21 protein-coding genes are annotated in these 19884 nt (G+C 74.3%); 14 read left to right on the top strand and 7 right to left on the bottom strand.

Features of this window, described 5'->3' with window-relative positions; genetic code table 11:
* Positions 1 to 206: 206 nt before the first annotated feature.
* Both ACFYPD_RS04550 and ACFYPD_RS04545 read left to right on the top strand, forming a co-directional pair.
* Positions 207 to 1256 carry a type III polyketide synthase gene (locus ACFYPD_RS04550; protein WP_387108756.1) on the top strand — a complete coding sequence of 350 codons (1050 nt, stop codon included), beginning with the start codon at positions 207 to 209 and terminating at the stop codon, positions 1254 to 1256.
* A gap of 40 nt (positions 1257 to 1296) precedes the next feature.
* On the top strand, positions 1297 to 1863 hold the full coding sequence (locus tag ACFYPD_RS04545; RefSeq protein WP_387108753.1) for a hypothetical protein: 567 nt from the start codon (positions 1297 to 1299) through the stop codon (positions 1861 to 1863).
* Between the two features lie 7 nt (positions 1864 to 1870).
* Here ACFYPD_RS04545 and ACFYPD_RS04540 read toward each other — a convergent pair whose 3' ends face one another.
* Positions 1871 to 2572, bottom strand: a complete 702-nt coding sequence (locus tag ACFYPD_RS04540) for a TlpA family protein disulfide reductase (RefSeq protein WP_387108750.1) — start codon at positions 2570 to 2572, stop codon at positions 1871 to 1873.
* A 327-nt stretch (positions 2573 to 2899) separates the two neighbouring features.
* On the opposite strand from ACFYPD_RS04540, the gene ACFYPD_RS04535 reads away from it, so the two are divergent.
* From ACFYPD_RS04535 to ispF, 3 genes are read left to right on the top strand one after another with little or no spacing between them, the layout of a single operon-like run.
* Positions 2900 to 3385, top strand: a complete 486-nt coding sequence (locus ACFYPD_RS04535; protein WP_007073334.1) for a CarD family transcriptional regulator — start codon at positions 2900 to 2902, stop codon at positions 3383 to 3385.
* 54 nt (positions 3386 to 3439) lie between these two features.
* A complete protein-coding gene (gene ispD / locus ACFYPD_RS04530; protein WP_387108748.1) occupies positions 3440 to 4135 on the top strand; it encodes a 2-C-methyl-D-erythritol 4-phosphate cytidylyltransferase in 696 nt (231 codons plus the stop codon).
* A gap of 16 nt (positions 4136 to 4151) precedes the next feature.
* Positions 4152 to 4634, top strand: coding sequence for a 2-C-methyl-D-erythritol 2,4-cyclodiphosphate synthase (ispF, locus tag ACFYPD_RS04525; RefSeq protein ID WP_387108746.1), 483 nt, complete (start codon positions 4152 to 4154; stop codon positions 4632 to 4634).
* A gap of 36 nt (positions 4635 to 4670) precedes the next feature.
* Here ispF and ACFYPD_RS04520 read toward each other — a convergent pair whose 3' ends face one another.
* Positions 4671 to 5198, bottom strand: a complete 528-nt coding sequence (locus ACFYPD_RS04520) for a hypothetical protein (protein ID WP_387108743.1) — start codon at positions 5196 to 5198, stop codon at positions 4671 to 4673.
* A gap of 186 nt (positions 5199 to 5384) precedes the next feature.
* Between ACFYPD_RS04520 and ACFYPD_RS04515 the strand changes: the two genes are divergently transcribed.
* Both ACFYPD_RS04515 and ACFYPD_RS04510 read left to right on the top strand, forming a co-directional pair.
* Positions 5385 to 6740 (top strand): BTAD domain-containing putative transcriptional regulator, encoded by a 1356-nt coding sequence (locus ACFYPD_RS04515; RefSeq protein WP_387108740.1) that lies wholly within the window; start codon positions 5385 to 5387, stop codon positions 6738 to 6740.
* A 50-nt stretch (positions 6741 to 6790) separates the two neighbouring features.
* Positions 6791 to 7828, top strand: a complete 1038-nt coding sequence (locus tag ACFYPD_RS04510; protein WP_387108738.1) for a tetratricopeptide repeat protein — start codon at positions 6791 to 6793, stop codon at positions 7826 to 7828.
* Here ACFYPD_RS04510 and ACFYPD_RS04505 read toward each other — a convergent pair.
* Complete coding sequence (locus ACFYPD_RS04505; protein ID WP_387108735.1) at positions 7825 to 8991, bottom strand: homogentisate 1,2-dioxygenase; 1167 nt, start codon at positions 8989 to 8991, stop codon at positions 7825 to 7827. The genes ACFYPD_RS04510 and ACFYPD_RS04505 overlap by 4 nt on opposite strands.
* Positions 8992 to 9085: 94 nt before the next feature.
* Here ACFYPD_RS04505 and ACFYPD_RS04500 point away from each other — a divergent pair, with 94 nt between their 5' ends.
* From ACFYPD_RS04500 to ACFYPD_RS04480, 5 genes are all read left to right on the top strand, one after another.
* A complete protein-coding gene (locus tag ACFYPD_RS04500; RefSeq protein ID WP_387108732.1) occupies positions 9086 to 9943 on the top strand; it encodes a hypothetical protein in 858 nt (285 codons plus the stop codon).
* A gap of 76 nt (positions 9944 to 10019) precedes the next feature.
* Complete coding sequence (gene fahA, locus ACFYPD_RS04495; protein WP_387108729.1) at positions 10020 to 11219, top strand: fumarylacetoacetase; 1200 nt, start codon at positions 10020 to 10022, stop codon at positions 11217 to 11219.
* Between the two features lie 143 nt (positions 11220 to 11362).
* Positions 11363 to 11572, top strand: coding sequence for a DUF397 domain-containing protein (locus ACFYPD_RS04490; RefSeq protein ID WP_357941673.1), 210 nt, complete (start codon positions 11363 to 11365; stop codon positions 11570 to 11572).
* Positions 11573 to 11682: 110 nt separating this feature from the next.
* Positions 11683 to 12165: an SRPBCC family protein gene (locus ACFYPD_RS04485; protein ID WP_387109184.1), complete on the top strand. Its 483-nt coding sequence runs from the start codon at positions 11683 to 11685 to the stop codon at positions 12163 to 12165.
* 84 nt (positions 12166 to 12249) lie between these two features.
* Positions 12250 to 13503, top strand: coding sequence for a PQQ-binding-like beta-propeller repeat protein (locus ACFYPD_RS04480; protein WP_387108727.1), 1254 nt, complete (start codon positions 12250 to 12252; stop codon positions 13501 to 13503).
* Positions 13504 to 13618: 115 nt separating this feature from the next.
* On the opposite strand, the gene hisC is transcribed toward ACFYPD_RS04480, so the two are convergent.
* From hisC to hppD, 4 genes are read right to left on the bottom strand one after another with little or no spacing between them, the layout of a single operon-like run.
* Complete coding sequence (gene hisC, locus ACFYPD_RS04475) at positions 13619 to 14722, bottom strand: histidinol-phosphate transaminase (RefSeq protein WP_387108724.1); 1104 nt, start codon at positions 14720 to 14722, stop codon at positions 13619 to 13621.
* Positions 14719 to 15726, bottom strand: a complete 1008-nt coding sequence (locus ACFYPD_RS04470; RefSeq protein WP_387108722.1) for an RDD family protein — start codon at positions 15724 to 15726, stop codon at positions 14719 to 14721. The genes hisC and ACFYPD_RS04470 overlap by 4 nt, the downstream gene beginning before the upstream one ends.
* 22 nt (positions 15727 to 15748) lie before the next feature.
* On the bottom strand, positions 15749 to 16462 hold the full coding sequence (locus tag ACFYPD_RS04465; protein WP_387108719.1) for an RDD family protein: 714 nt from the start codon (positions 16460 to 16462) through the stop codon (positions 15749 to 15751).
* Positions 16463 to 16472: 10 nt separating this feature from the next.
* A complete protein-coding gene (gene hppD / locus ACFYPD_RS04460; RefSeq protein WP_387108717.1) occupies positions 16473 to 17678 on the bottom strand; it encodes a 4-hydroxyphenylpyruvate dioxygenase in 1206 nt (401 codons plus the stop codon).
* Positions 17679 to 17818: 140 nt separating this feature from the next.
* Here hppD and ACFYPD_RS04455 point away from each other — a divergent pair, with 140 nt between their 5' ends.
* Complete coding sequence (locus ACFYPD_RS04455) at positions 17819 to 18310, top strand: Lrp/AsnC family transcriptional regulator (RefSeq protein ID WP_387108715.1); 492 nt, start codon at positions 17819 to 17821, stop codon at positions 18308 to 18310.
* A 72-nt stretch (positions 18311 to 18382) separates the two neighbouring features.
* Positions 18383 to 19816 carry a PQQ-binding-like beta-propeller repeat protein gene (locus ACFYPD_RS04450; RefSeq protein WP_387108713.1) on the top strand — a complete coding sequence of 478 codons (1434 nt, stop codon included), beginning with the start codon at positions 18383 to 18385 and terminating at the stop codon, positions 19814 to 19816.
* The last annotated feature ends 68 nt before the right edge of the window (positions 19817 to 19884 follow it).

The following is a 19884-nucleotide window of genomic DNA, read 5'->3' as shown; positions in this document are numbered from 1 at the left end:
AGTGAGCCGGTCTTGCGAGCCCCGCAGTCGCGAACGAAAGGCGGCCCGGTGAGCGCGAGGAGTGAGCCGGTCTTGCGAGCCCCGCAGTCGCGAACGAAAGGCGGCCCGGTGAGCGCGAGGAGTGAGCCGGTCTTGCGAGCCCCGCAGTCGCGAACGGACGGGACTCGTTGGTGAAGCGTGGGGTTGGGGGACGAGAGGTGGGGGACATGGGCGTGCCGGTGATCGCGGGCCTGGGTACGGCGCAGCCGCCGTCCGCCGCGCAGGACGAGCTGTGGGCGGGCTTCTTCGCGAAGCACTTCTCCGGGACCACCCGGGCGCTGGCCGAGCGGATCTTCGCCAACTCGGGGGTGTCCCGCCGGCAGGCGGCGGTGAACCCGCTGCTGGAGGACGTCTCCGAGTGGCCCACCGAACGCCGGATGCGGCGCTACCAGGTCGAGGCGTTGCCGCTGGGCAAGGAGGCGGTCGGCCGGGCGCTGACCGCCGCCGGCCTGGACGCCGGTGACGTCGGCCTCTTCGTGGTCTGTTCCTGCACCGGGTACGCCACCCCGGGGCTGGACATCCTGCTCGCCCGGGACCTGGGCATGGCCCCGGACACCCAGCGCATGTTCGTCGGGCACATGGGCTGCTACGCGGCCCTGCCGGGGCTCGGCGCGGCGAGCGACTTCGTCACGGCCCGGGGCCGCCCCGCGCTGCTGCTCTGCGCGGAGCTGACGAGCCTGCACATCCAGCCGCCGGGCGCCCGGGTGGACACCCAGCAGATCGTCTCGCACGCGCTCTTCTCGGACGCCGCGGTCGCCGCCGTGGTCGTCCCCGGCGGCCGGGGGTACGCGCTCCGCGAGGTCACCTCGGTCACCGACACCTCCACGGCCGACCACATGACCTGGGACGTCACCGACACCGGCTTCCGGATGGGCCTGTCACCGAAGGTGCCGCAGGTGCTCTCGCACCACGTCCGGGGTCTGGTGGACGACCTGCTGGCCCGGCACGGGTGGCACCGCGGCGAGGTGGACGGCTGGGCGGTTCACCCGGGCGGCCCCCGCATCCTCAACGTGGTGGAGCGGGAGCTGGCGCTGCCGCCGGCGGCGCTCTCGGCGTCCCGGGCCGTCCTGGACGAGCACGGCAACTGCTCGTCGCCGACGGTGCTGCTGATCCTGGACCGGCTGCGCCGGGCGGAGACGCCGCCGGAGCGGGTCGTGATGCTGGCCTTCGGGCCGGGTCTCACCCTCTACGCGGCGCTGCTGGAGCGCACCGCCTGACGGGACGGTGGCCGCCGCCCCGCGCCGCTACGCTCTGCGCGTGGCTCCCGACGAGCGAATCCGGCGCGCGCTGCTGGCCGGGTTGACGGTGGCGGCGCTGGCGGCCGGCGCGGGCTGGTGGCGGGCGGCGGCGCCGGCGCTCGGCTCGACCGCGCCCGACCCGGCCCCGTCCACCGGCGCCTTCCTCGGACCCGGCCTGCGGGTGATGATCGACGCGGAGACCGGTCAGGTGCTGCCGGGGCCGGAGGCGGATCCGGACGAGCCCCTGGTCCTCCACGAGGAGCCCGGCGGCACGGCGGAGCGGCGCCAGGTCTACGAGGTGTGGCGGGAGCGGTCCCGCCTCACGCCGGACGGGGCCCCGTTCACCCGCCGGGCGAACGCCTCGGACGCGGTCAGGTTCCGGCTCACGGTCGGCTGCTCCGGCCCGGGCGCGGTCGCCGTCCGGTTCACCGGTTCGACCGACGACGAGTCGGAGCAGGTGGTGAGCTGCGTGCCGGCCACCGCCTCGATCCTGGTGGTGACCACGACCGGCGGGCCGCTGCTGGTCCGGTTCGCCGCGCTCCGGGACCGGGTCGACCTCGACGCCCAGTTGGACGCGCTCAACTGAGCGCGGGTCAGCCGGCCAGCCGGGCCAGGTCGTCGCGGTAGTCCGCCGCCGGGCCCAGCTCGGGCACCACCCGGACCAGGGTGCCCTGCCGGTCCACCAGCAGGGCGGCGGCCGTGCCGGGGTGGGCGGAGAGGTGCAGATAGGAGCGGAGGCCGCCGGCCGGGTCGGCGAGCGGGCGTACCCCGGGGGCGGTGGCGACCCCGGCGCTGCGGTCCTGGGTGACGGTCACCACGGTGACCTCCGGAGGCGCGGCGGCGGCCGCGGTGCGGACCTGCTCCGCGCAGGGGCACGCGTCCACCAGGACGATCATGGCGGGCAGCAGGCTGCGCAGCGGCACCGGTGCGTCGTCGGGGCCGACCAGGTCGAGCGCGGGCAGCGGCCCGACGGGGGCCGTCGGGTAGGGCAGCACGGTGGGTGCGCCCCCCGAGCGGCTCGACCGGGGCCAGGTGACCGCGGCCAGCCCGGTGAGGGTGATCAGCACGGCGACCAGCAGGACCAGCATCGGAAGCCCGACCGACGGCCGGCCGACCGGGCCGAGGCGGCGCCGCCAGATGGCCTGCCGCCGGACCCGGCGCAGCTCGCGACGGACCTGGCGGGCCTCCTCGGCCAGCGTCGAGGCGTCGTCTGGGACGACCACCCGGCCCCACTCCGGGGGCAGGTCGGGCAGCCCCTCCGGTGGCCCGTGGCCTTCAGCGTCAGGCATGCCCATCGGACCCCCAGGAACCGTCTCCGTGAGCGGACGTCAGTCCATGTCCAGCGTCCCGCAACGGTCGTCGTACCGCCACACCTGGGCGCAGGTGGAATTCCGGAGCTACCATGGAAGAAGCGCATAGCCCTAGATATGAACGCTTCCGTCACTCTTACCGGGTTGTCATCCACTGGTCACGGAGCGTGTTGAAACCATCGGCTTGACCGCCTGTCAAGCTGAAGAAATACCTCTCACAGGGCCCCTGAGCTGCGCCAACGGTCAGGACAGCGGTGAGACATCGGTGCCTGAGCGTGTTACCCTAGACACAGCGAAAGGGGTTTCGAACCTATGGTTTTCAGTGTCGGCGAGACCGTTGTTTACCCCCACCACGGGGCCGCACTCATCGAGGCAATCGAGACTCGGGTCATCAAGGGCGAGCCTAAGCAGTACCTCGTCCTGAGGGTCGCGCAGGGTGACCTGACGGTCCGGGTGCCCGCCGAGAACGCCGAGATCGTGGGTGTGCGAGAGGTGGTCGGCGAAGAGGGCCTGGGCAAGGTCTTCGACGTGCTCCGTGCACCGCACACCGAGGAGCCGACCAACTGGTCGCGGCGTTACAAGGCGAATCTGGAGAAGCTGGCCTCCGGTAACCCGCTGAAGGTGGCCGAGGTCGTCCGCGACCTGTGGCGTCGGGAGCGGGAGCGGGGTCTCTCCGCGGGTGAGAAGCGCATGCTGGCCAAGGCGCGCGACATTCTCGTCGGCGAGGTCGCGCTGGCCGAGAAGAGCACCAAGGACGAGGCGGAGACGCTGCTCGACAAGGTGCTGACCGAAGCCTGATCCGCACCAGGTCGTCGTACCCACCCCGTAGCAAACGAATCCGAGGACCGCGACGTGACCGCGCAGCTCAATCCGCGCGGTGACGTCGCGGTCCTTGTTCCTGCGGCCGGAGCCGGGGTACGCCTCGGCCCGGGCGCTCCCAAGGCCCTCCGTCCGCTCGCCGGCGAGCCGCTGCTGGTGCACGCGGTCCGCCGGATCGCCGCCGCGCCCTCGGTGCACACGATCGTGGTGGCCGCCCCGGCCGCCGACGTCGAGTCGGTCCGGCTGATGCTCGCCCCGGTGGCCCCCGTGACCGTCGTCCCCGGCGGCGCCGAGCGCCAGGCCTCGGTGGCCGCCGCGCTGGCCGCCGTCCCCGCCGGACCGGAGATCGTCCTCGTGCACGACGCGGCCCGGGCGCTCACCCCACCTGAGCTGGTCGAGTCGGTGGCGGCCGCGGTCCGCGGCGGCCACGACGGGGTGATCCCGGTGCTGCCGGTGGTCGACACCGTCAAGGAGGTCGACGCCGGCGAGCGGGTCCTCGGCACGGTCGACCGGGCCGCCCTGCGCGCGGTGCAGACCCCGCAGGGCTTCCGCCGGTCGGTGCTGACCACCGCCCACGAGGCGGCCGGTGATCCGCTCACCGACGACGCCGGCCTGGTCGAGAAGCTGGGCGTCCCGGTGGTCTGCGTACCCGGGTCGGAGCTGGCCCTGAAGATCACCCGCCCGTTCGACCTGGCCCTGGCCGAGCACCTGCTCGCCACCGGCGCCTGACGCGTACCCTCGGGCCATGATCGTTCCTCGGGTGGCCATCGGCACCGACGTGCACGCCTTCGCGGCCGGGCGACCCTGTTGGGTCGCCGGCCTGCGCTGGCCGGACCAGGACGGCCTGGCCGGCCACTCGGACGCCGACGTGGCGGCGCACGCCGCCTGCAACGCCCTGCTCTCCGCGGCCGGTCTCGGCGACCTGGGCGCCAACTTCGGGGTGGACCAGCCGGAGTGGGCGGGCGCGTCCGGGGTGGCCCTGCTGACCGAGAGCGCCCGGCGGGTCCGGGCGGCCGGCTTCGAGATCGGCAACGTGTCGGTCCAGGTGGTCGGCAACCGGCCCAAGATCGGTCCGCGCCGGGAGGAGGCGCAGCGGGTGCTGTCCGCGGCGGTCGGCGCCCCGGTCACCGTCTCCGCCGCCACCACCGACGGCCTGGGCTTCACCGGGCGCGGCGAGGGGCTCACCGGGATCGCGGTGGCGCTGGTGTACGAGGCGCCGGCGGTGTGACGCGGCGACCGGGGTGGCCCCGGCCGCCGCGCCCGATCAGTCGACGTCCGTGCAGACGTTGTGGGTCGTGCCGTGGAGCATCGTGATGGTCTTCTCGAAGGTGGGCGTGAACTCCACGGCGAACTGGCCGTCGACGATCCACAGCCCCTTCGGCAGCGAGCCCGCGTTCTCCTTGAAGCCGAGCAGCACCGGCCCGGTCACGTACCAGGTCATCGACCCGTCCGTGCCGTAGACGACCAGTGAGGTGCCGCTCGCGTCCGCCGTGGACGTGGCGCCGGTCTCCAGGTTGGTCACCCGGTCGATCAGGGCGCCGGTGAACAGCTCCCGCTTCGGCGAGCCATCCGGGTAGGTCGCCAGGGTCAGCTTCCGGACCTCGTCGACGATTGGTTCGACCCGCACCGCGAAGTCGCACCGGGCGCCGGCCGGCATCTCGAACGCCTCCTGCGGCGCCGGCTCCCAGGCGCCGGGGGCGATGTCGCCGCTCGCGGCGGACGCCGAGCCGGGCAGGGCCGTGACGATCGCGGCCACGACCGACGCCACCGCGACGCTCATCTTGAAACGCATGGTCACTCCATCCGTGCTTCTGTCAGGGCCGGACCAGGATCACCAGCCCCGCTCACCACGGACTCACCACTCGTCGAGTCGGAGCCGGACCGGGTCCGCCCGGATGCCGGGCCGGCCGTCGGCGCACTCACCATCCACTCACCTCCGGATGACAACCGTCGGCCCGCACCAGCGTGTCTGTTCGGTATGGAGTTCTGCCTGCTCGGACCTTTCGAGGCCCGCCACCAGGGCCGGCCGGTCGAGGTCGGCAGCCGCCGCCAGGAGCGCTGCCTGCTCGGTGTGCTGCTGCTCGACACCGGACGGGTGGTCCGGACCGACCGCCTCATCGACCTGCTCTGGAACGGCCGGCCGCCGGCGTCGGCCCGCGGTGCGGTGCAGACGTACATCGGTCGGTTGCGGGGAGCGCTGACGCCCTACGGGGTGCGGATCAGAACCCGGGGGGAGGGCTACCTGGTCGAGGCGGACGGGCACCGCGTCGACGTCGACGAGTTCGGCGAGCTGGTGCGGGCGGCCGGCGCCGCCGCCGACCCGGCCGAGCGGGTGCGGCTGCTCGACCGGGGGTTGGCCCTCTGGCGGGGGCCGCTGCTCGCCGACGCGGCGGACAGCGAACTGCGGGACCGGCTGGACGGCACCGTCGAGGAGCTCCGGCTGGTCGCCGTCGAGCTGCGTGCCGAGGCGCAGCTCGCGCTGGGCCAGCACGCCCGGGCGATCGCCGAGCTGATGCCCCTGGCCGCCCGGCACCCGGCCCGGGAACAGCTCGTGGCCGTTCTGATGACCGCGCTGTACCGGGGCGCCCGCCAGGCCGACGCGCTGCGCCTGTACCGGACCACCCGGGAGCTGCTCGTGGACGAGCTGGGCGTCGAACCGGGGCCGCGCCTGCGGGAGGTGCACCGCCGGATCCTGCGGGGCGACGACCGGCTGGATCGGCCCGGGCGGCCCGTGTACGAGGTCCGGGTACGCGACGAGTGCCTGCCCTGGAGCGTCGGGGGTCATCCGGCGTTGGACTTCTGCAACACCTTCGCTGGGTGGGGGCACGAACCGCCCCTGCCCGGCGCCGAGTGGCTGCGCGGCTACCGCACCTTGGCCGTGTGGGCCGGGCACGTGGGGCTGGTCGACGACGTCTCGGTGAGCCGGCTGCTGCACCTGGGCCGACGGGACCCCGACCAGGCCGAGGCGGTGCTCGCCGAGGCCCGGGGCCTGCGGCACGCGCTGTACGGATGCCTGACCGAACCGGGCGACCGGCACGCGTTCGAGGTGGTCGCCCGGTACGCGGAGGCCGCCGCGAAGGAGCTGGTGTTCCGGCGCGAGACCGACGGTCGCGGGCGCTGGTGGCCGGAGCTTGCGGCCGGACTCCGGATGCCCCTGCACGCGGTCGCGTGGAGTGCCGCCCAACTGCTCGCCGACCCGCGCCGGCTCACCCTTCGGATCTGCCCGGACGAGCGGTGCGGCTGGCTCTTCCTGGACGAGAGCGGGCTGCGGCGCTGGTGCAGCCTGGGGACCTGCGGGCCCTCGCTGGACCGGTCCCGCTGCCACAGCGCCTGACCGGCGTTGCCAGGCGGCGGGGGCAGCGCCCGGCGGTTACGCTCGCCGCAATGCCGAACGACGCCGCCCCCGACCAGTCCGCCGCAGACGGCTACGTCCAGCGGGCGCAACTCCTCGCCGAACTGGGCCGGTACGACGAGGCGGCCGAGGAACTCGACGGGGCGCTCGCCATCGATCCGGGCAACGCCGAGGCGTTGACCATGCTGGCCCGGGTGCACCTCGCCGCCGACCGGCCGACGGAGGCGCTGCCGGTCGCCGAGGCGGCCGTGGCCGCCGCCCCCGGGGCCCTGTCGCCGCTGGTGGCGCGCGGCTTCGCCCTGGTCGACCTGGGCCGGTGGAAGGCCGCGGCGAGCACCGGGGACGAGATCCTGGCGCTCGGCCCCGACGACGCGTACGCCCAGCGGAGCGCCGCCGCGATCCTGGCCGGCGCGCGCAACGGGCAGTCGGCGCTCAACGCCGCCTGGCGCGGTGTGGAGCTGGCTTCGGAGACCGCGCAGGCGCATCTCGTGCTCGGCCTGGTCGCCGCCCGGCTGGAGCTGTACGACCTGGCCGAGCGGGCCTACCGGGAGGCGTTGCGGCTGGACCCCGGGCTGGCCGCGGCGCGGCAGGACACGGGCGTGATCCGGCTGGAGCAGCGGCGCTACGCGGAGGCGCTGGAGCACCTGGCCGAGGCGGCGGCCCTGGACCCGGCCGGCGGCGACACGGGCCGGACCGTCGCGGACGGGTTGCGCGAGCTGGTCCTCTACGGTGCGGGCTGGTCCCTGGTGGCCACCGTGCTGGTCGCCTTCCTGGCCCCGGTCGCGCCGGGCCCGTCCCGGGTCCTCGCCGTGTTGACCGCGCTCGGCGGGGCGCTGCTGGTCTGGCGGTACGCGGCCCGGCTGCCCGGTCTGCTGGACACGCTCCTGCCCGGGCTGTTCCGCACCGACCGCGGCGTGGCGCTGGCCGTGTGCGCGGTGATCGCCGCCCCGGCGCTGCTGGTGCTCTACGCGCTGGTCGGCGGCCCGTGGCCGCTGGTCGCCGGGATCACCGTGACGACGGTGGCCGAGTTCGTCGTGCTCTCCCGCACCGGCCACCGTCCCCGGCGCTAGGCCCGGCGCGCCCAGGTCCAGGCGTACGCGTCGTCCTCGCAGGCGGTGGCGGCGTCGCAGAGGTCCAGCGGGCGGAAGGTGTCCACCATGACCGCCAGCTCGTCGAAGAACTCCGCCCCGATCGACCGCTCGGCGGCGCCCGGCTGGGGGCCGTGGGTGAAGCCGGACGGGTGCAGCGAGATCGAGCCCTGCTCGATGCCGGAGCCGCGCCGGGCCTCGTAGTTGCCGCCGGTGTAGAAGAGCATCTCGTCGGAGTCGACGTTGTGGTGGTTGTAAGGCACCGGGATGGCGCCCGGGTGGTAGTCCACCTTGCGCGGCACGAACGAGCAGATCACGAAGTTCGGGCCCTGGAAGGTCTGGTGCACGGGCGGCGGCTGGTGGATCCGGCCGGTGATCGGCTCGAAGTCGTGGATCGAGAACGCCCACGGGTACATGTGCCCGTCCCAGCCGACCACGTCGAACGGGTGGTTCGCGTACACGTACCTGGTCCAGCCCCGCCGGTGCCGGACCAGCACCTCGACGTCGGTCTCGTCGACCAGCAATGGGGTGTCCGGCCCGCGGACGTCCCGCTCGCAGTAGGGCGAGTGCTCCAGGAACTGCCCGCGCACGGAGAGGTAGCGCTTGGGCGGGCCGATGTGGCCGGCGGCCTCGATGGCGAGCAGCCGGGTCGGCTCGTCGCCGGTGGGCACGAGGCGGTGGATGGTCGAGGTGGGGATGACGACGTAGTCGCCGGCCACCGCTTCGAGCACGCCGAACGGCGACTCCACCCGCAGCGTCCCGGACTCCACGTAGAGGCAGTGGTCGCCGGTGGCGTCCCGGAACAGCGGCGACGGCCGGTCGGCCAGCACGTAGGCGATCCGCACGTCGTCGTTGGCGAGCAGGTACTGCCGGCCGAGCACCGGGTCGGCGCCGGCCCCGTCGAGCTTGTGGGTGCGCAGGTGCCGCGGCTTGAGCGGCAGGTTCGGCGCCCGGGTGAAGGCGGGCGGGGTGAACTCTTCGGCGGCCACGATCGCGGTGGGCGCGTGCCGGTGGTAGAGCAGCGACGAGTCGGAGGAGAAGCCCTCCTGACCGACCAGTTCCTCGGCGTAGAGGGTGCCGTCGGGCTGGCGGAACTGGGTGTGGCGCTTGCGGGGCACCTCGCCGACGCTGCGGTAGTACGGCATTTCGCCTCCCGATATGTCCCGTTCTCCGGCCGGTGACGTCCGATAATCGGACGCAGTTGTCCGTTCCTTGTAGCGTCCCGTAGATTCTTGTCTCGTGTCAACGCAGGTGCCCCGCCTCTTCGCCGGCCTGGTCGACGACGCGGCGGTCTTCCCGCCCGGCAGCGCCGCGCTGCCGGACGCCGTGACCGCGCATCACCGACACCGGACCGGGTGGTACGCCGACCTGGTCGGCCCGCTGCTGCTGCCCGCCTCGACCCTGCCGGACCTGCCCGACCTGCTCGCCCCGGAGGCGACCCTGGCCATCGGCGTGATCGGCGACGTGCCGGTCGGCCGGCTGGAGGCGACCCTCGTCGAGGCGGACGCCCGGCTCGCCGTCCGCCAGGTCGAGGCGCCGGTCGCCAAGCGCGGCGAGGACCCGCAGCCCGGCCTGGCCGACCTGGTCAAGCTCGCCGAGCGCCTCGGCGGCACCACCGTGTACGCGGAGACCCCGCTGACCTTCGGGCTGATGGGCGCCCTGGACGCCCTCGCTGAGGCGCGGGCCGGCGGGCTGCCCGTGGCCGCCAAGTTCCGCACCGGCGGGCTGGCCGCCGAACTCTTTCCGACCCCGGTCGAGCTGGCCGCGGTGATCTGCGCCTGCCGGGACCGGGGGCTGCCGTTCAAGCTGACCGCCGGGCTGCACCAGGCGATCCGGCACCGGGACCCGGAGACCGGCTTCACCCATCACGGGTTCGTCAACGTGCTGGCGGCTACGCTGGCCGCCACCGGGGGCGCCGAGGTCGACGGCGTGGCCGAGCTGCTCGCCGCCAGCGATCCGCTCCGGGTGGTCGAGCTGGCCCGGTCACACCAGGAGGCCGAGCGCCCGCTCTGGGTGGGCTACGGCTCGTGCAGCATCTCCGAACCACTGACCGATCTGATCCGGCTGGGGCTGGTGAACGGGGGCTTCGAGGAATGAGCGAGCGCAGCGAGCGAATCAGCAGGTTCAGTGTGGTGGCGCCTCATGGCGGCACGGAGCGGAGCGGAGTGGCGGCATGAGCTGGGTGACGGGTGCGGCGGGTTCGCCGTACGGGGTGACCAACCTGCCGTACGGCGTGTTCCGGCAGGGCGACCGCGAGCCGCGGATCGGCGTACGCATCGGGGACTTCGTGCTGGACCTCGCGGGCGCGGAGGCCGCCGGGCTGGTGCTGGCCGCCGGCGCGCTCGGCCGGCACACCCTCAACGACTTCATGGCGCTCGGTCGTCCGCAGTGGACCGCCGTGCGGCAGCGGGTCACCGAGCTGCTCACCGACCCGGCGCACCGGCCGGCCGTGGAGCCGCTCCTGGTGCCGCTGCGCGAGGTGGAGCTGCTGCTCCCGTTCGAGGTCGCCGACTACGTCGACTTCTACTCGTCCGAGCACCACGCGTCGAACGTCGGGCAGATCTTCCGCCCCGGCCAGCCGCCGCTGCTGCCGAACTGGAAGCACGTGCCGATCGGCTACCACGGCCGGGCCGGCACGGTGGTCGTCTCGGGCACCCCCGTCGTGCGCCCCATCGGCCAGCGAGCCACCGCGCAGGGCCCGACCACGGGCGCCTCCGTCCGGCTGGACATCGAGGCCGAGGTCGGCTTCGTGGTCGGGTCGCCGAGCCGGCTCGGCGACCGGGTCGCGGTCGCGGACTTCGCCGACCACGTCTTCGGCGTGGTGCTGGTCAACGACTGGTCGGCCCGGGACATCCAGGCCTGGGAGTACCAGCCGCTCGGGCCGTTCCTGGGCAAGTCCTTCGCCACCTCGGTCTCGGCCTGGGTCACCCCGCTGGACGCGCTGGCCGACGCCTTCGTGCCCGCGCCCGACCAGGACCCGCCGGTCCAGGACTACCTGCGCGACACCCCGCACCTCGGGCTGGACCTGGCCCTGTCGGTGGAGTGGAACGGCGAGCGGGTCGCCGAGCCGCCCTTCGCCACCATGTACTGGACCCCGGCCCAGCAGCTCGCCCACCTCACCGTCAACGGCGCCTCCCTGCGGACCGGCGACCTCTACGCCTCCGGCACCGTCTCCGGGCCGGAGCGCGGACAGGTCGGCTCCTTCCTGGAGCTGACCTGGGGCGGGGCCGAGCCGGTCAAGTTCGCCGACGGCGCCGCCCGCACCTTCCTGGAGGACGGCGACACGGTGACGATCACCGCCACCGCGCCCGGCCCGGACGGCACGACGGTCGCCCTCGGCGAGGTCACCGGCACCATCCTGCCGGCGCGCTGAGCCACCCCCTGTTCACTCTCCGTCCCCGGTCGCACCCGCTGTGCGACCGGGGGCGTTCCCTGCGCCGTTGATCGTCGCGGATTGCGTACGCCCCGGCGGTGCGGGCCGGGGCGCACCCGAGTGGAACAGGAAGGACCGCGAGGATGACCGAGCTGACCGGCGCCGTCTGGCGCACCAGCAGCCGCTCCAACGATCAGGGCCTCTGCGTCGAGGTGGCGACCAACGTGGTCGCCGCGCACGGCGTGGTGGGCGTACGCGACTCGAAGGACCCCCAGGGTCCGGCGCTCGCGGTCAGCCCACCGGGCTGGACGGCGTTCGTCGCCGCGATCCGGGGTGACGCCTTCCGCTCCTGACCGCTCACCGTGCGCCCGGTGCCCCGATCGGGGCACCGGTGCTGGAAATGTCACCGCAAGGCTCCCCTTACCCGGTGACGGCCCGTACCGTGGACGACACGGGAGGTGCCATGTCGACGGTGACGGTTTCCGCATTCATCGAAGCGCAGGACGTCGACGTCTGGCGGCTCCTCACCGATCTGCCGGCGCGGGCCGACTGGCTCTCCGCGGTCGGCGCGGTCGATGTCCTCAACCCCGGCGACCTCACGCCCGGCACCGCCTGGCGGGAGACCCGGGTCCGGCCCGACGGCGTCGCCGAGTCGGAGGAGTTCCTGGTGGTCGAGGCGGTCGCCCCGGCGCGGCTGGTGCTCAGCTCGCAGGGCGCGGGCGCCGACTACCGGATCACCTGGACGCTGCGCACCGTCGAGCGCCGGCGGCGCGGCTGCACCGAGGTCACCGTCGAGCACGAGGCGGTGCCGACCCGCCCGTACGGCCGGGTGCTGGCGCTGATCCTCGGCGGCCTGGCCGCCCGGGCGGTGGAGGGCGCTCTCCGCCGTGACCTGGCCGACCTGGCGCTGGCCGTCGGGCCCACCCGGCCCGCCGAGGCCGCCTGAGCCGACCCGCTGGAGGATCCGAGCCGGGCCGGCCGCGCGGCCCCGGGAGCCGCCGCTGGGTAGGGTGCCGGGCGGAGGTGCGGCATGGGCAAGCCCGCGGGGCGGCGGATCGGGGTGGCGGTCGTGGCGGTGCTGGCCGTCGCGGCGGCGGCCGCCGTGGTCCTCCGGGTCCTCGCGCCCGCCGAGGTCGAGACGGTCGCCCGGGGCGCGTACCCGGCCGCGCCGAACCCACCGGTCGGGGTGATCGGCCGGCTGCCGGTGGCGCCGCTGGTGGTGGACGGCCGGCTCCGCGTCTACGCGGGCGCCCGCCAGGTCTATGCGGACCAGCCGGTCTCCGGGAAGCACCGGGTCACCCCGTTCTGGTCGTACCGCCGCTGGCCGGCGAAGCTGGTCGGGGTGCTCGCCGAGGGCACCACGGTCGTCAGTCGCTGGTCCGACGGGAAGCTGGTGGCGCTGGACGCGCGTACCGGGCGGGTGGCCTGGCGGGCCGACGGGCCGGAGCCGGGCGCGGTGCCGAAGCCGCGCCGCACCTACGCGGCCACGGTCTGGGACCCGGCCGGGCTGCACGTCACCCACGCCGCTGGCGGCCGTGCCGTGCTGGTCGCCGCGGGACCCGGCGGGGTGGGCGGGTACGCCCTGGCGGACGGCCGCCGGCTCTGGCGGGCCGAGGTGGCGCGGGGCTGCCGCACCGACGTGGGCACCACGGCCAGCGGCGAGCTGCTCGGTGTGGACTCCTGCGCCGGGCCGGCCACGGTCGAGTTCCGCGACGCCGCGACCGGCGCGGTGCGGACCCGCTGGCGACCGCCGGACGCCCCGGAGCAGCTCGTGGTGACCCCGCTGGGCTGCCAGGACGGGCACTCGGCCTGCCGGGGGCTGCGTACCTCCGGGCGAGGCGACGAGACCGGCCGGGGCTGGCTGGTCGCCGGCGCCGGTGAGCCGGTTGCCGCCCCCGCCCTGGCCGGCCCGGAAACCGAGCTGGACGGCGAGCGCGCGGTGGCGATCGCGGGAGGCGTGGTCACCGGGCGGTCCGCCCGGACGGGCGCGGAGGTGTGGCGCCGGGCCGACCTGGGACAGGTCCGGATCCTCGCCGTCGAGCCGGGCCGGGTGCACCTGCTGACCGAGCGGCGGGACCTGATCACCTTGGACCCGACCACCGGGGCGGAGCGGTCCCGGTTCCCCATGGACATCGGCCGGGACGGGACCGGCTGGCAGCCCGGCCGGGCGCACGCGGCGGACGGCTACGTGGCGGTGGAACGGCTCCGTGAGCGGGCCCGCCCGGACGACGACGACCAGGGGTACTTCCTGATGGCCGAGCCGGTGCTCCTGGCCGCGACCTGACCACCCGAACACTCGACAAAACGGACAAAAATGCTTAGAGTTCCCTCATCCCGTCGGTCGAGGCGTCCGGGGCCGGTCCGTAGGGGGTTGACGGACCGGCCCCGGACCTGCTGCGTCAGGCCAGTGCGGCCTCGGCGGCGGCCAGGAAGGCGTCGTTCTCGGCCGGCGTGCCGATGGTGACCCGCACCCCGTCGCCGGGGAACGGCCGGACGATCACGCCGCGCGCCTCGCACGCCCTGCCGAACTCGACGGCCCGCTCGCCCAGCGGCAGCCAGACGAAGTTGGCCTGGCTGTCCGGCACGTCCGGGACGAACTTGCGCAGCGCCTCGGTGACCCGGTCCCGCTCGGCGACGACCAGCGCGCAGCGCCGCTCGACCTCGTCGGCCTGTGCGAGCGCGGCCAGCGCGCCCGCCTGCGCGGCCATGCTGGTGGAGAAGGGGGTGACCACCTTGCGCACCGCGGCGGCCACGGTCGGCTCGGCGACCAGCCAGCCGATCCGCAGGCCGGCCAGGCCCCACGCCTTGGACAGGGTGCGCAGCACCGCCACGTTCGGCCGGTCCAGGTAGCTCAGACCGTCCGGCACCTCGGGGTCGGTGACGAACTCCCGGTACGCCTCGTCGATCACCACGAGCACGTCGTCCGGCACCGCGTCGAGGAAGCGGTCCAGCTCGGCCTTCCGGACCGCCGTGCCGGTCGGGTTGTTCGGGTTGCAGACCAGGATCATCCGGGTCCGGTCGGTCACCGCCGCCGCCATCGAGGCCAGGTCGTGGCCGTGGCCGGCGTCGTTCGGCACCCGCACGCTGGTCGCGCCGCTGGTCGCCGCGATGATCGGGTACGCCTCGAAGGACCGCCACGAGTAGAGCAGCTCGTCGCCGGGCAGGCAGGTGGCCCGGACCAGGTGCTCGGCCAGCGCCACCGAGCCGCAGCCGGTGGCGATCCGATCGGCGTCCACGCCGTACCGCTCGGCGAGGGCCTGGCGCAGCGCCACCACGCCCATGTCGGGGTAGCGGTGCGAGCCGGCCACCGCCTCGGTGACCGCCTCCACCACGCCGGGCAGCGGGCCGTACGGGACCTCGTTGCTGGCCAGCTTGATCGCCTCGGGCAGGCCCAGCTCGCGAGCCAGGTCGGCGGGGCTGCGCCCGGGCACGTAGTTGGGCAGCGCGTCCAGGTCGGCGCGGGTCAGCCGCAGCGGAGGCTGGTGACGTCCGGTGTCGGTCATGGGGTGTCTCCCGGGGGGTTGGCGCGGTCGCGCGGGGTGGTACGGGTGTCGGGCCGGGTGCGGGGGAGCTGGACCACCACGGTCTGCGCCCGCTTGTCGTGCAGGGCCTGGCGCAGCGGCTGGTCGAAGAGCGGTGAAACCGCGTCCACGAACTGGAGCAGCAGGCCCAGGCCGCAGCAGTACCAGAGCAGGGTGGGCAGGCCGAGGGTGCTCCAGCGCCGGGTGGCCCGACCGAAGCCGAGCGGTTGGTCCCCCTCCACGGGCAGCGCCCGGACGCCCATCAGCCGCTTGCCGAAGGTCTGGCCGCGGGCGGCCATCGAGGGCACCTCGTACGCGAACCAGAGCGCGGTGGCGATCAGCAGGATGACGATCTGGAGCCCGGCGGCCTGCTCGCCCGGCTGGGGCAGCCCGTCGGTGGAGGTGTTCCCGGCCAGCGACCGGCGCACCGACTCGCGCAGGTACGGCGAGATCTCCTCGACGTAGCGCCAGACGAACCAGCCGTTGACCACGGCGTTGAGCAGGAACACCACGCCGAAGTCGATCAGGCGGGCGACCAGCCGGGCGCCGTACGAGGCGAGCGGCAGCCCGTGCGGGCGCGGCGCCGGCGGTCGCCCCGGCCAGCCCGGGTACGGCCAGCCCGGCGGCGGCCCCTGCTGGCCCGGTTGGCCCGCCCACGGGCCGGGCTGTCCGGGCTGCCCGGGCTGTCCCGGCCACGGGCCGGCCTGCCCCGGCCACGGCTGTCCCGGGCCACCGACCGGCGGGCCCGGGTACGGCCCGGGGGCCGGCGCGCCGGGGTGCGTGCCCGGCGCCGGGGCCGGCTGGCCCGGTTGCGGCGCGGCGGGGGCGGGGGCCGGTGCGGCGGCGGGGGCCGGCTCGGGCGGCGGTGGTCCCTCGGGCGGGGTGGCGTCGACCGGGATCGGCGCGCCGATCCACCCCCCGCCGTCCCAGTACCGGCGGGTCTCGGGTTCGGCGGGGTCGACGTACCAGCCGGGTTGCACGCTCACGGCCGTGCCTCGCGGTGCTCGCTCACGGTGCAACCTTAACGACGACGGTGCCGGCGAACTTGTCGTGCAGGCACTGCTGCCAGGGCTTGTCCCAGAGCTGCCAGAACCCGTCGAGGTAGTTGGCGAAGGGCACCAGCGAGCCGGCGACGAACTCCACCAGGTACCGCCGGCCGAGGACGCCCCGGGTCAGCGGCGCGGTCGGGTCGAGCGGGACGATGCGCAGCTTCATCGCCTTCTTGCCGAGCGTCTGGCCGGTCCGGCGGGCGTACTCGACGTGGTAGAGCCAGTAGAAGACGAACATCAGCAGCAACAGCCCGGCCTCGGCGAGCAGGATCGGCAGGAAGAAGTCGGTCAGCATGGTGGCCGGGTCGGGCTGGGGCACCGACCCGTCCGGGGCGACCGTCATCATCTCGCTGAACATCCGGAACCACAGCCAGAGGAACACCGGCAGAAAGAGCACCATGGCCAGCGCGCTCGCCACCGCCGTGTCGATCAGCCAGGCCACCAGTCGCTCGCCGAAGCCGGCCAGCGGCTGCCCGTTGGGGGCCAGGGTGGGCGGCACGAACCCGGCGTGCGGGGCGTACCCCGGGGGTGGCGGCGGGTAGCTCGGCAGCCCGGCGTATGTGGGCGGGGTGTGCTGCGGCGGCGGCAGGTACGGCCCGGACGGCGGCGCGAAGCCGCCGCCCGCGGGCGGGGGCCCGGCGGGCGGCGGAGACGCGTGGAGAGGCTCGGTCACGCGGACAGTGTTACAGGTTGCCCCGCTTCTCCTGCTCCCGCTCGATGGCCTCGAACAGGGCCTTGAAGTTGCCCTTGCCGAAGCCCAGCGAGCCGTGCCGCTCGATCAGCTCGAAGAAGACGGTCGGGCGGTCCTGCACCGGCTTGGTGAAGATCTGGAGCAGGTAGCCGTCCTCGTCCCGGTCGACCAGGATCTTGCGGGACTTCAGCTCCTCGATCGGCACCCGCACCTGGCCGATCCGGGCCCGCAGCTCCGGGTCCTCGTAGTAGGAGTCCGGGGTGTCGAGGAACTCGACGCCGGCGGCCCGCATGGCGTCGACGCTGGCCAGGATGTCGTTGGTGGCCACGGCGATGTGCTGGGCGCCCGGGCCCTGGTAGAACTCCAGGTACTCGTCGATCTGCGACTTCTTGCGGGCGACGGCCGGCTCGTTGAGCGGGAACTTCACCTTGCGGGTGCCGTTCGCGACCACCTTGCTCATCAGCGCCGAGTAGTCGGTGGCGATGTCGTCGCCGATGAACTCGGCCATGTTGCTGAAGCCCATGACGCGCTTGTAGAACTCGACCCACTCGTCCATCCGGCCCAGCTCCACGTTGCCGACGACGTGGTCGACGGCCTGGAAGAAGCGCTTCGGCTGGATGCCGGCGTCGATCATCGGCTGCCGGTCCACGATCGGGCCGCGGGCCACGAAGCCGGGCAGGAACGGGCCGGTGTAGCGGGACCGGTCGACCAGCGTGTGCCGGGTGTCGCCGTACGCGGCGATGGCCGCCATCCGGACGGTGCCGTGCTCGTCGCTGACGTCGTGCGGCTCGACCAGGCCGGTCGCGCCCTGGGCGGTGGCGTGCGCGTACGCGGCGTCCACGTCCGGCACCTCCAGCGCGATGTCGGAGACGCCGTCGCTGTGCTTCGCCACGTGCTCGGCGCCCTCGGCGTCCGGGCGGACCGCGCCGGTCAGCACGAACCGGGCGGAGCCGCTGGTCAGCACGTACTGGGCGTGGTCCCGGTAGCCCTGCTCCGGCCCGCGGTAGGCCGCGCAGGTCATGCCGAAGGCGGTGGAGTAGTAGTGGGCGGCCTGCTTGGCGTTGCCCACCAGGAAGTGCACGTGGTCGAGGCCCTTGACCGGGAACGGGTCGCGGGTGATGTCGTGGTCGACGGCGCCGACGAGGGCGTCGACGTCGACCTCCTCGGTCGACTGGGGTCGGTCGATCGCCTGGGTCATGGTGGCCTCCCTTGCGCACCGGCCGGCCTCGTGGGCCGCCGTTGGTCTGCTGTTGTGGCGAGGATCGCTGCGTAGCCGCCCATTGGGCAATAGTTGGCGAAATCTCTGGTCAGGTTGCGCATTCGGTAATATGAAACGTCATGAACGCTGGTCAGGATGTACAGCTCGACGCGCTGGACGCCCGCTTGATCGATCTGCTCGCCGAGGAACCCCGGATCGGGGTGCTGGAGTGCTCGCGGCGGCTCGGCGTGGCCCGGGGCACCGTCCAGGCCCGGCTCGACAAGCTGGTCGAGCGGGGGGTGGTCGCCGGGTTCGGGCCGGACATCTCGCCGGCCGCGATCGGCTTCGGGGTCACCAGCTTCGTGACCCTGGAGATCAGCCAGCGGCACGGCCACGACCCGGTGACCGCGCACCTGGCCGCCATCCCCGAGGTGCTGGAGGCGCACACCATCACCGGCTCCAGCGACCTGCTCTGCCGCATCGTGGCCCGGTCGAACACCGACCTCCAGCGGGTCATCGACCAGATCGTCGCCTCGGAGGGCATCCGCCGCGCCTCCACGATCATCGCCCTCGCCGAGCAGATCCCCTACCGCACCCTGCCCCTGGTCCGCTCCGCCGCGCGCGGCGCATAACACGGCGGCGGACCGAGAAAGCGGCGCGACACGGCCGTTCGGGGGGCCGGCGCAGCGGTGATCGTCGCTACCGTGTGCGGTGTGAAGGGCCTTGGCGTACGCGGCTGGTTGCTGCTGGGGCTCGTCACCGTGGTCGTGCTCGCCGCCACCGGGGTGTGGAATCCGTTCCCCGCCGTGTGGGACTGGGTCGACCGGAGCAAGCCGATCTCCGAGCCGGACGTGGTCTGGCAGCAGCGGGTCGGTGGCACCCCGAAGAGCGTCACCATCGCCGGCGACACCGTGATCGTCGAGCAGCGCACCCGGGTCGAGGCACGCAGCCTGGCCACGGGTGCGCAACTCTGGGAACGCAAGGCCGACTGGGCAGCGGTGGCCGGCGGCGACCGCGACCCGGTCGTCGCCGTGGGCAAGCTCCTGGACAAGGGCTACGAGGTGCTCGACCCCGCCACCGGCGTCGTGCGCCGCCGCGACGAGCGGGCGGTGGCCGTCTGGACCTACCGCAACCTGCTGCTCGACGCCTACTGCGTGCGGTCCACCGACTGCACCCTGCGCGCCTGGGACCCGCGCGGCACCGCGCCACGCTGGAGCGCGTTCCTCCCCGGCGTCAACAGCGGGGTGCTCGCCGACAACCCCGAACTGCTGGGCACCCGGCGGCTCGGCGCGCCACGGATCGACGGCGGGGTGGCCGGGCCGGAGTCGGTCCCGCCGCTGCTCGGCTTCCCGGTCGACGACCGGGTGCACGTGGTGGACACCGCCACCGGCCGGGTGCTCCAGAACGTCGAGCCCGGCCGTGAGGAGCGGCTCGCGGTGGTCGGCGGGCGGCTGCTCCGGATCGCCGCCACCTCCCGCGACGGGACCTGCTACTTCGTCCTCACCGCCGTCGATCCGGCCACCGGGCAGCAGGTGTGGCGGCGCAACGGGGTGAACCTGCGGACGGCCGACTACGCCGGCTGCGTGCAGCGGGAGGACCCGCAGGGCGCCCGGAACGTGCTGATCGGGGTCGCCCCGGACGGGCGCGAGGCGGTGATCGACGGGTACGACGGCCGGCTGCTCCAGGTCGGCGCGGAGGGCGAGAAGCTGCTGGCCGTCGACGACCGCTACGCGCTGGTGCGCAGCGCCGACAAGGGCTCGCTGCTCGGCCGGGAGCTGTCGGTCGACCGCACCCGGTGGACCCGGCCGGCCGGCGGGAAGACCGGCGCGGCGCTCACCCCGTACGCGGCGCTGATCGCCGAGGACAAGCCGTCCCGGCTCATCGCGGTCGAGCCGCGGAGCGGTCGCGAGCTGGTGCTGTTGCGGACCTCCGCGAACGCCCTGGCGGTCGGTCCCAACGGCATGATCATCGGGGAGGGCCGGGAGATCGGGTACGTCCGCTGGGGCGCCGGCGCCGCCGGGGTGCCCCCGCCGGACGAGGGCGCGGTGCCCGCGCCCGACCCGGGCGACACCTGGCGACCCCCGGCCGACCAGGGCACCTGCGGGCCGAAGAACGAACTCTGCGCCGACGGCAAGTGACGTCCGGTGAGAGCGGCGTCCCAGGACGCACCCGGCGGGTGCCACCGATCGAAGGCTCTGCCCTAGGC

Origin of the sequence: Micromonospora sp. NPDC005299 (genome assembly GCF_042872345.1) — a bacterium.
GTDB lineage: Bacteria > Actinomycetota > Actinomycetes > Mycobacteriales > Micromonosporaceae > Micromonospora.
The sequence above is the reverse complement of the archived record's forward strand: the minus strand, read 5'-3'. Positions and strand labels throughout refer to the sequence as shown.

What these genes read in the sequence shown, in the direction of transcription:
- hppD (WP_387108717.1), bottom strand. Translation starts at nt 17,678, where the DNA reads ATGACCCAGGCGATCGACCGACCCCAGTCGACCGAGGAGGTCGACGTC.
- ACFYPD_RS04520 (WP_387108743.1), bottom strand. Translation starts at nt 5,198, where the DNA reads ATGCGTTTCAAGATGAGCGTCGCGGTGGCGTCGGTCGTGGCCGCGATC.
- hisC (WP_387108724.1), bottom strand. Translation starts at nt 14,722, where the DNA reads ATGACCGACACCGGACGTCACCAGCCTCCGCTGCGGCTGACCCGCGCC.
- ACFYPD_RS04550 (WP_387108756.1), top strand. Translation starts at nt 207, where the DNA reads ATGGGCGTGCCGGTGATCGCGGGCCTGGGTACGGCGCAGCCGCCGTCC.
- ACFYPD_RS04485 (WP_387109184.1), top strand. Translation starts at nt 11,683, where the DNA reads ATGTCGACGGTGACGGTTTCCGCATTCATCGAAGCGCAGGACGTCGAC.
- ACFYPD_RS04505 (WP_387108735.1), bottom strand. Translation starts at nt 8,991, where the DNA reads ATGCCGTACTACCGCAGCGTCGGCGAGGTGCCCCGCAAGCGCCACACC.
- ACFYPD_RS04510 (WP_387108738.1), top strand. Translation starts at nt 6,791, where the DNA reads ATGCCGAACGACGCCGCCCCCGACCAGTCCGCCGCAGACGGCTACGTC.
- ACFYPD_RS04535 (WP_007073334.1), top strand. Translation starts at nt 2,900, where the DNA reads ATGGTTTTCAGTGTCGGCGAGACCGTTGTTTACCCCCACCACGGGGCC.
- ACFYPD_RS04455 (WP_387108715.1), top strand. Translation starts at nt 17,819, where the DNA reads ATGAACGCTGGTCAGGATGTACAGCTCGACGCGCTGGACGCCCGCTTG.
- ispF (WP_387108746.1), top strand. Translation starts at nt 4,152, where the DNA reads ATGATCGTTCCTCGGGTGGCCATCGGCACCGACGTGCACGCCTTCGCG.
- ACFYPD_RS04480 (WP_387108727.1), top strand. Translation starts at nt 12,250, where the DNA reads ATGGGCAAGCCCGCGGGGCGGCGGATCGGGGTGGCGGTCGTGGCGGTG.
- fahA (WP_387108729.1), top strand. Translation starts at nt 10,020, where the DNA reads ATGAGCTGGGTGACGGGTGCGGCGGGTTCGCCGTACGGGGTGACCAAC.
- ACFYPD_RS04515 (WP_387108740.1), top strand. Translation starts at nt 5,385, where the DNA reads ATGGAGTTCTGCCTGCTCGGACCTTTCGAGGCCCGCCACCAGGGCCGG.
- ACFYPD_RS04490 (WP_357941673.1), top strand. Translation starts at nt 11,363, where the DNA reads ATGACCGAGCTGACCGGCGCCGTCTGGCGCACCAGCAGCCGCTCCAAC.
- ACFYPD_RS04540 (WP_387108750.1), bottom strand. Translation starts at nt 2,572, where the DNA reads ATGGGCATGCCTGACGCTGAAGGCCACGGGCCACCGGAGGGGCTGCCC.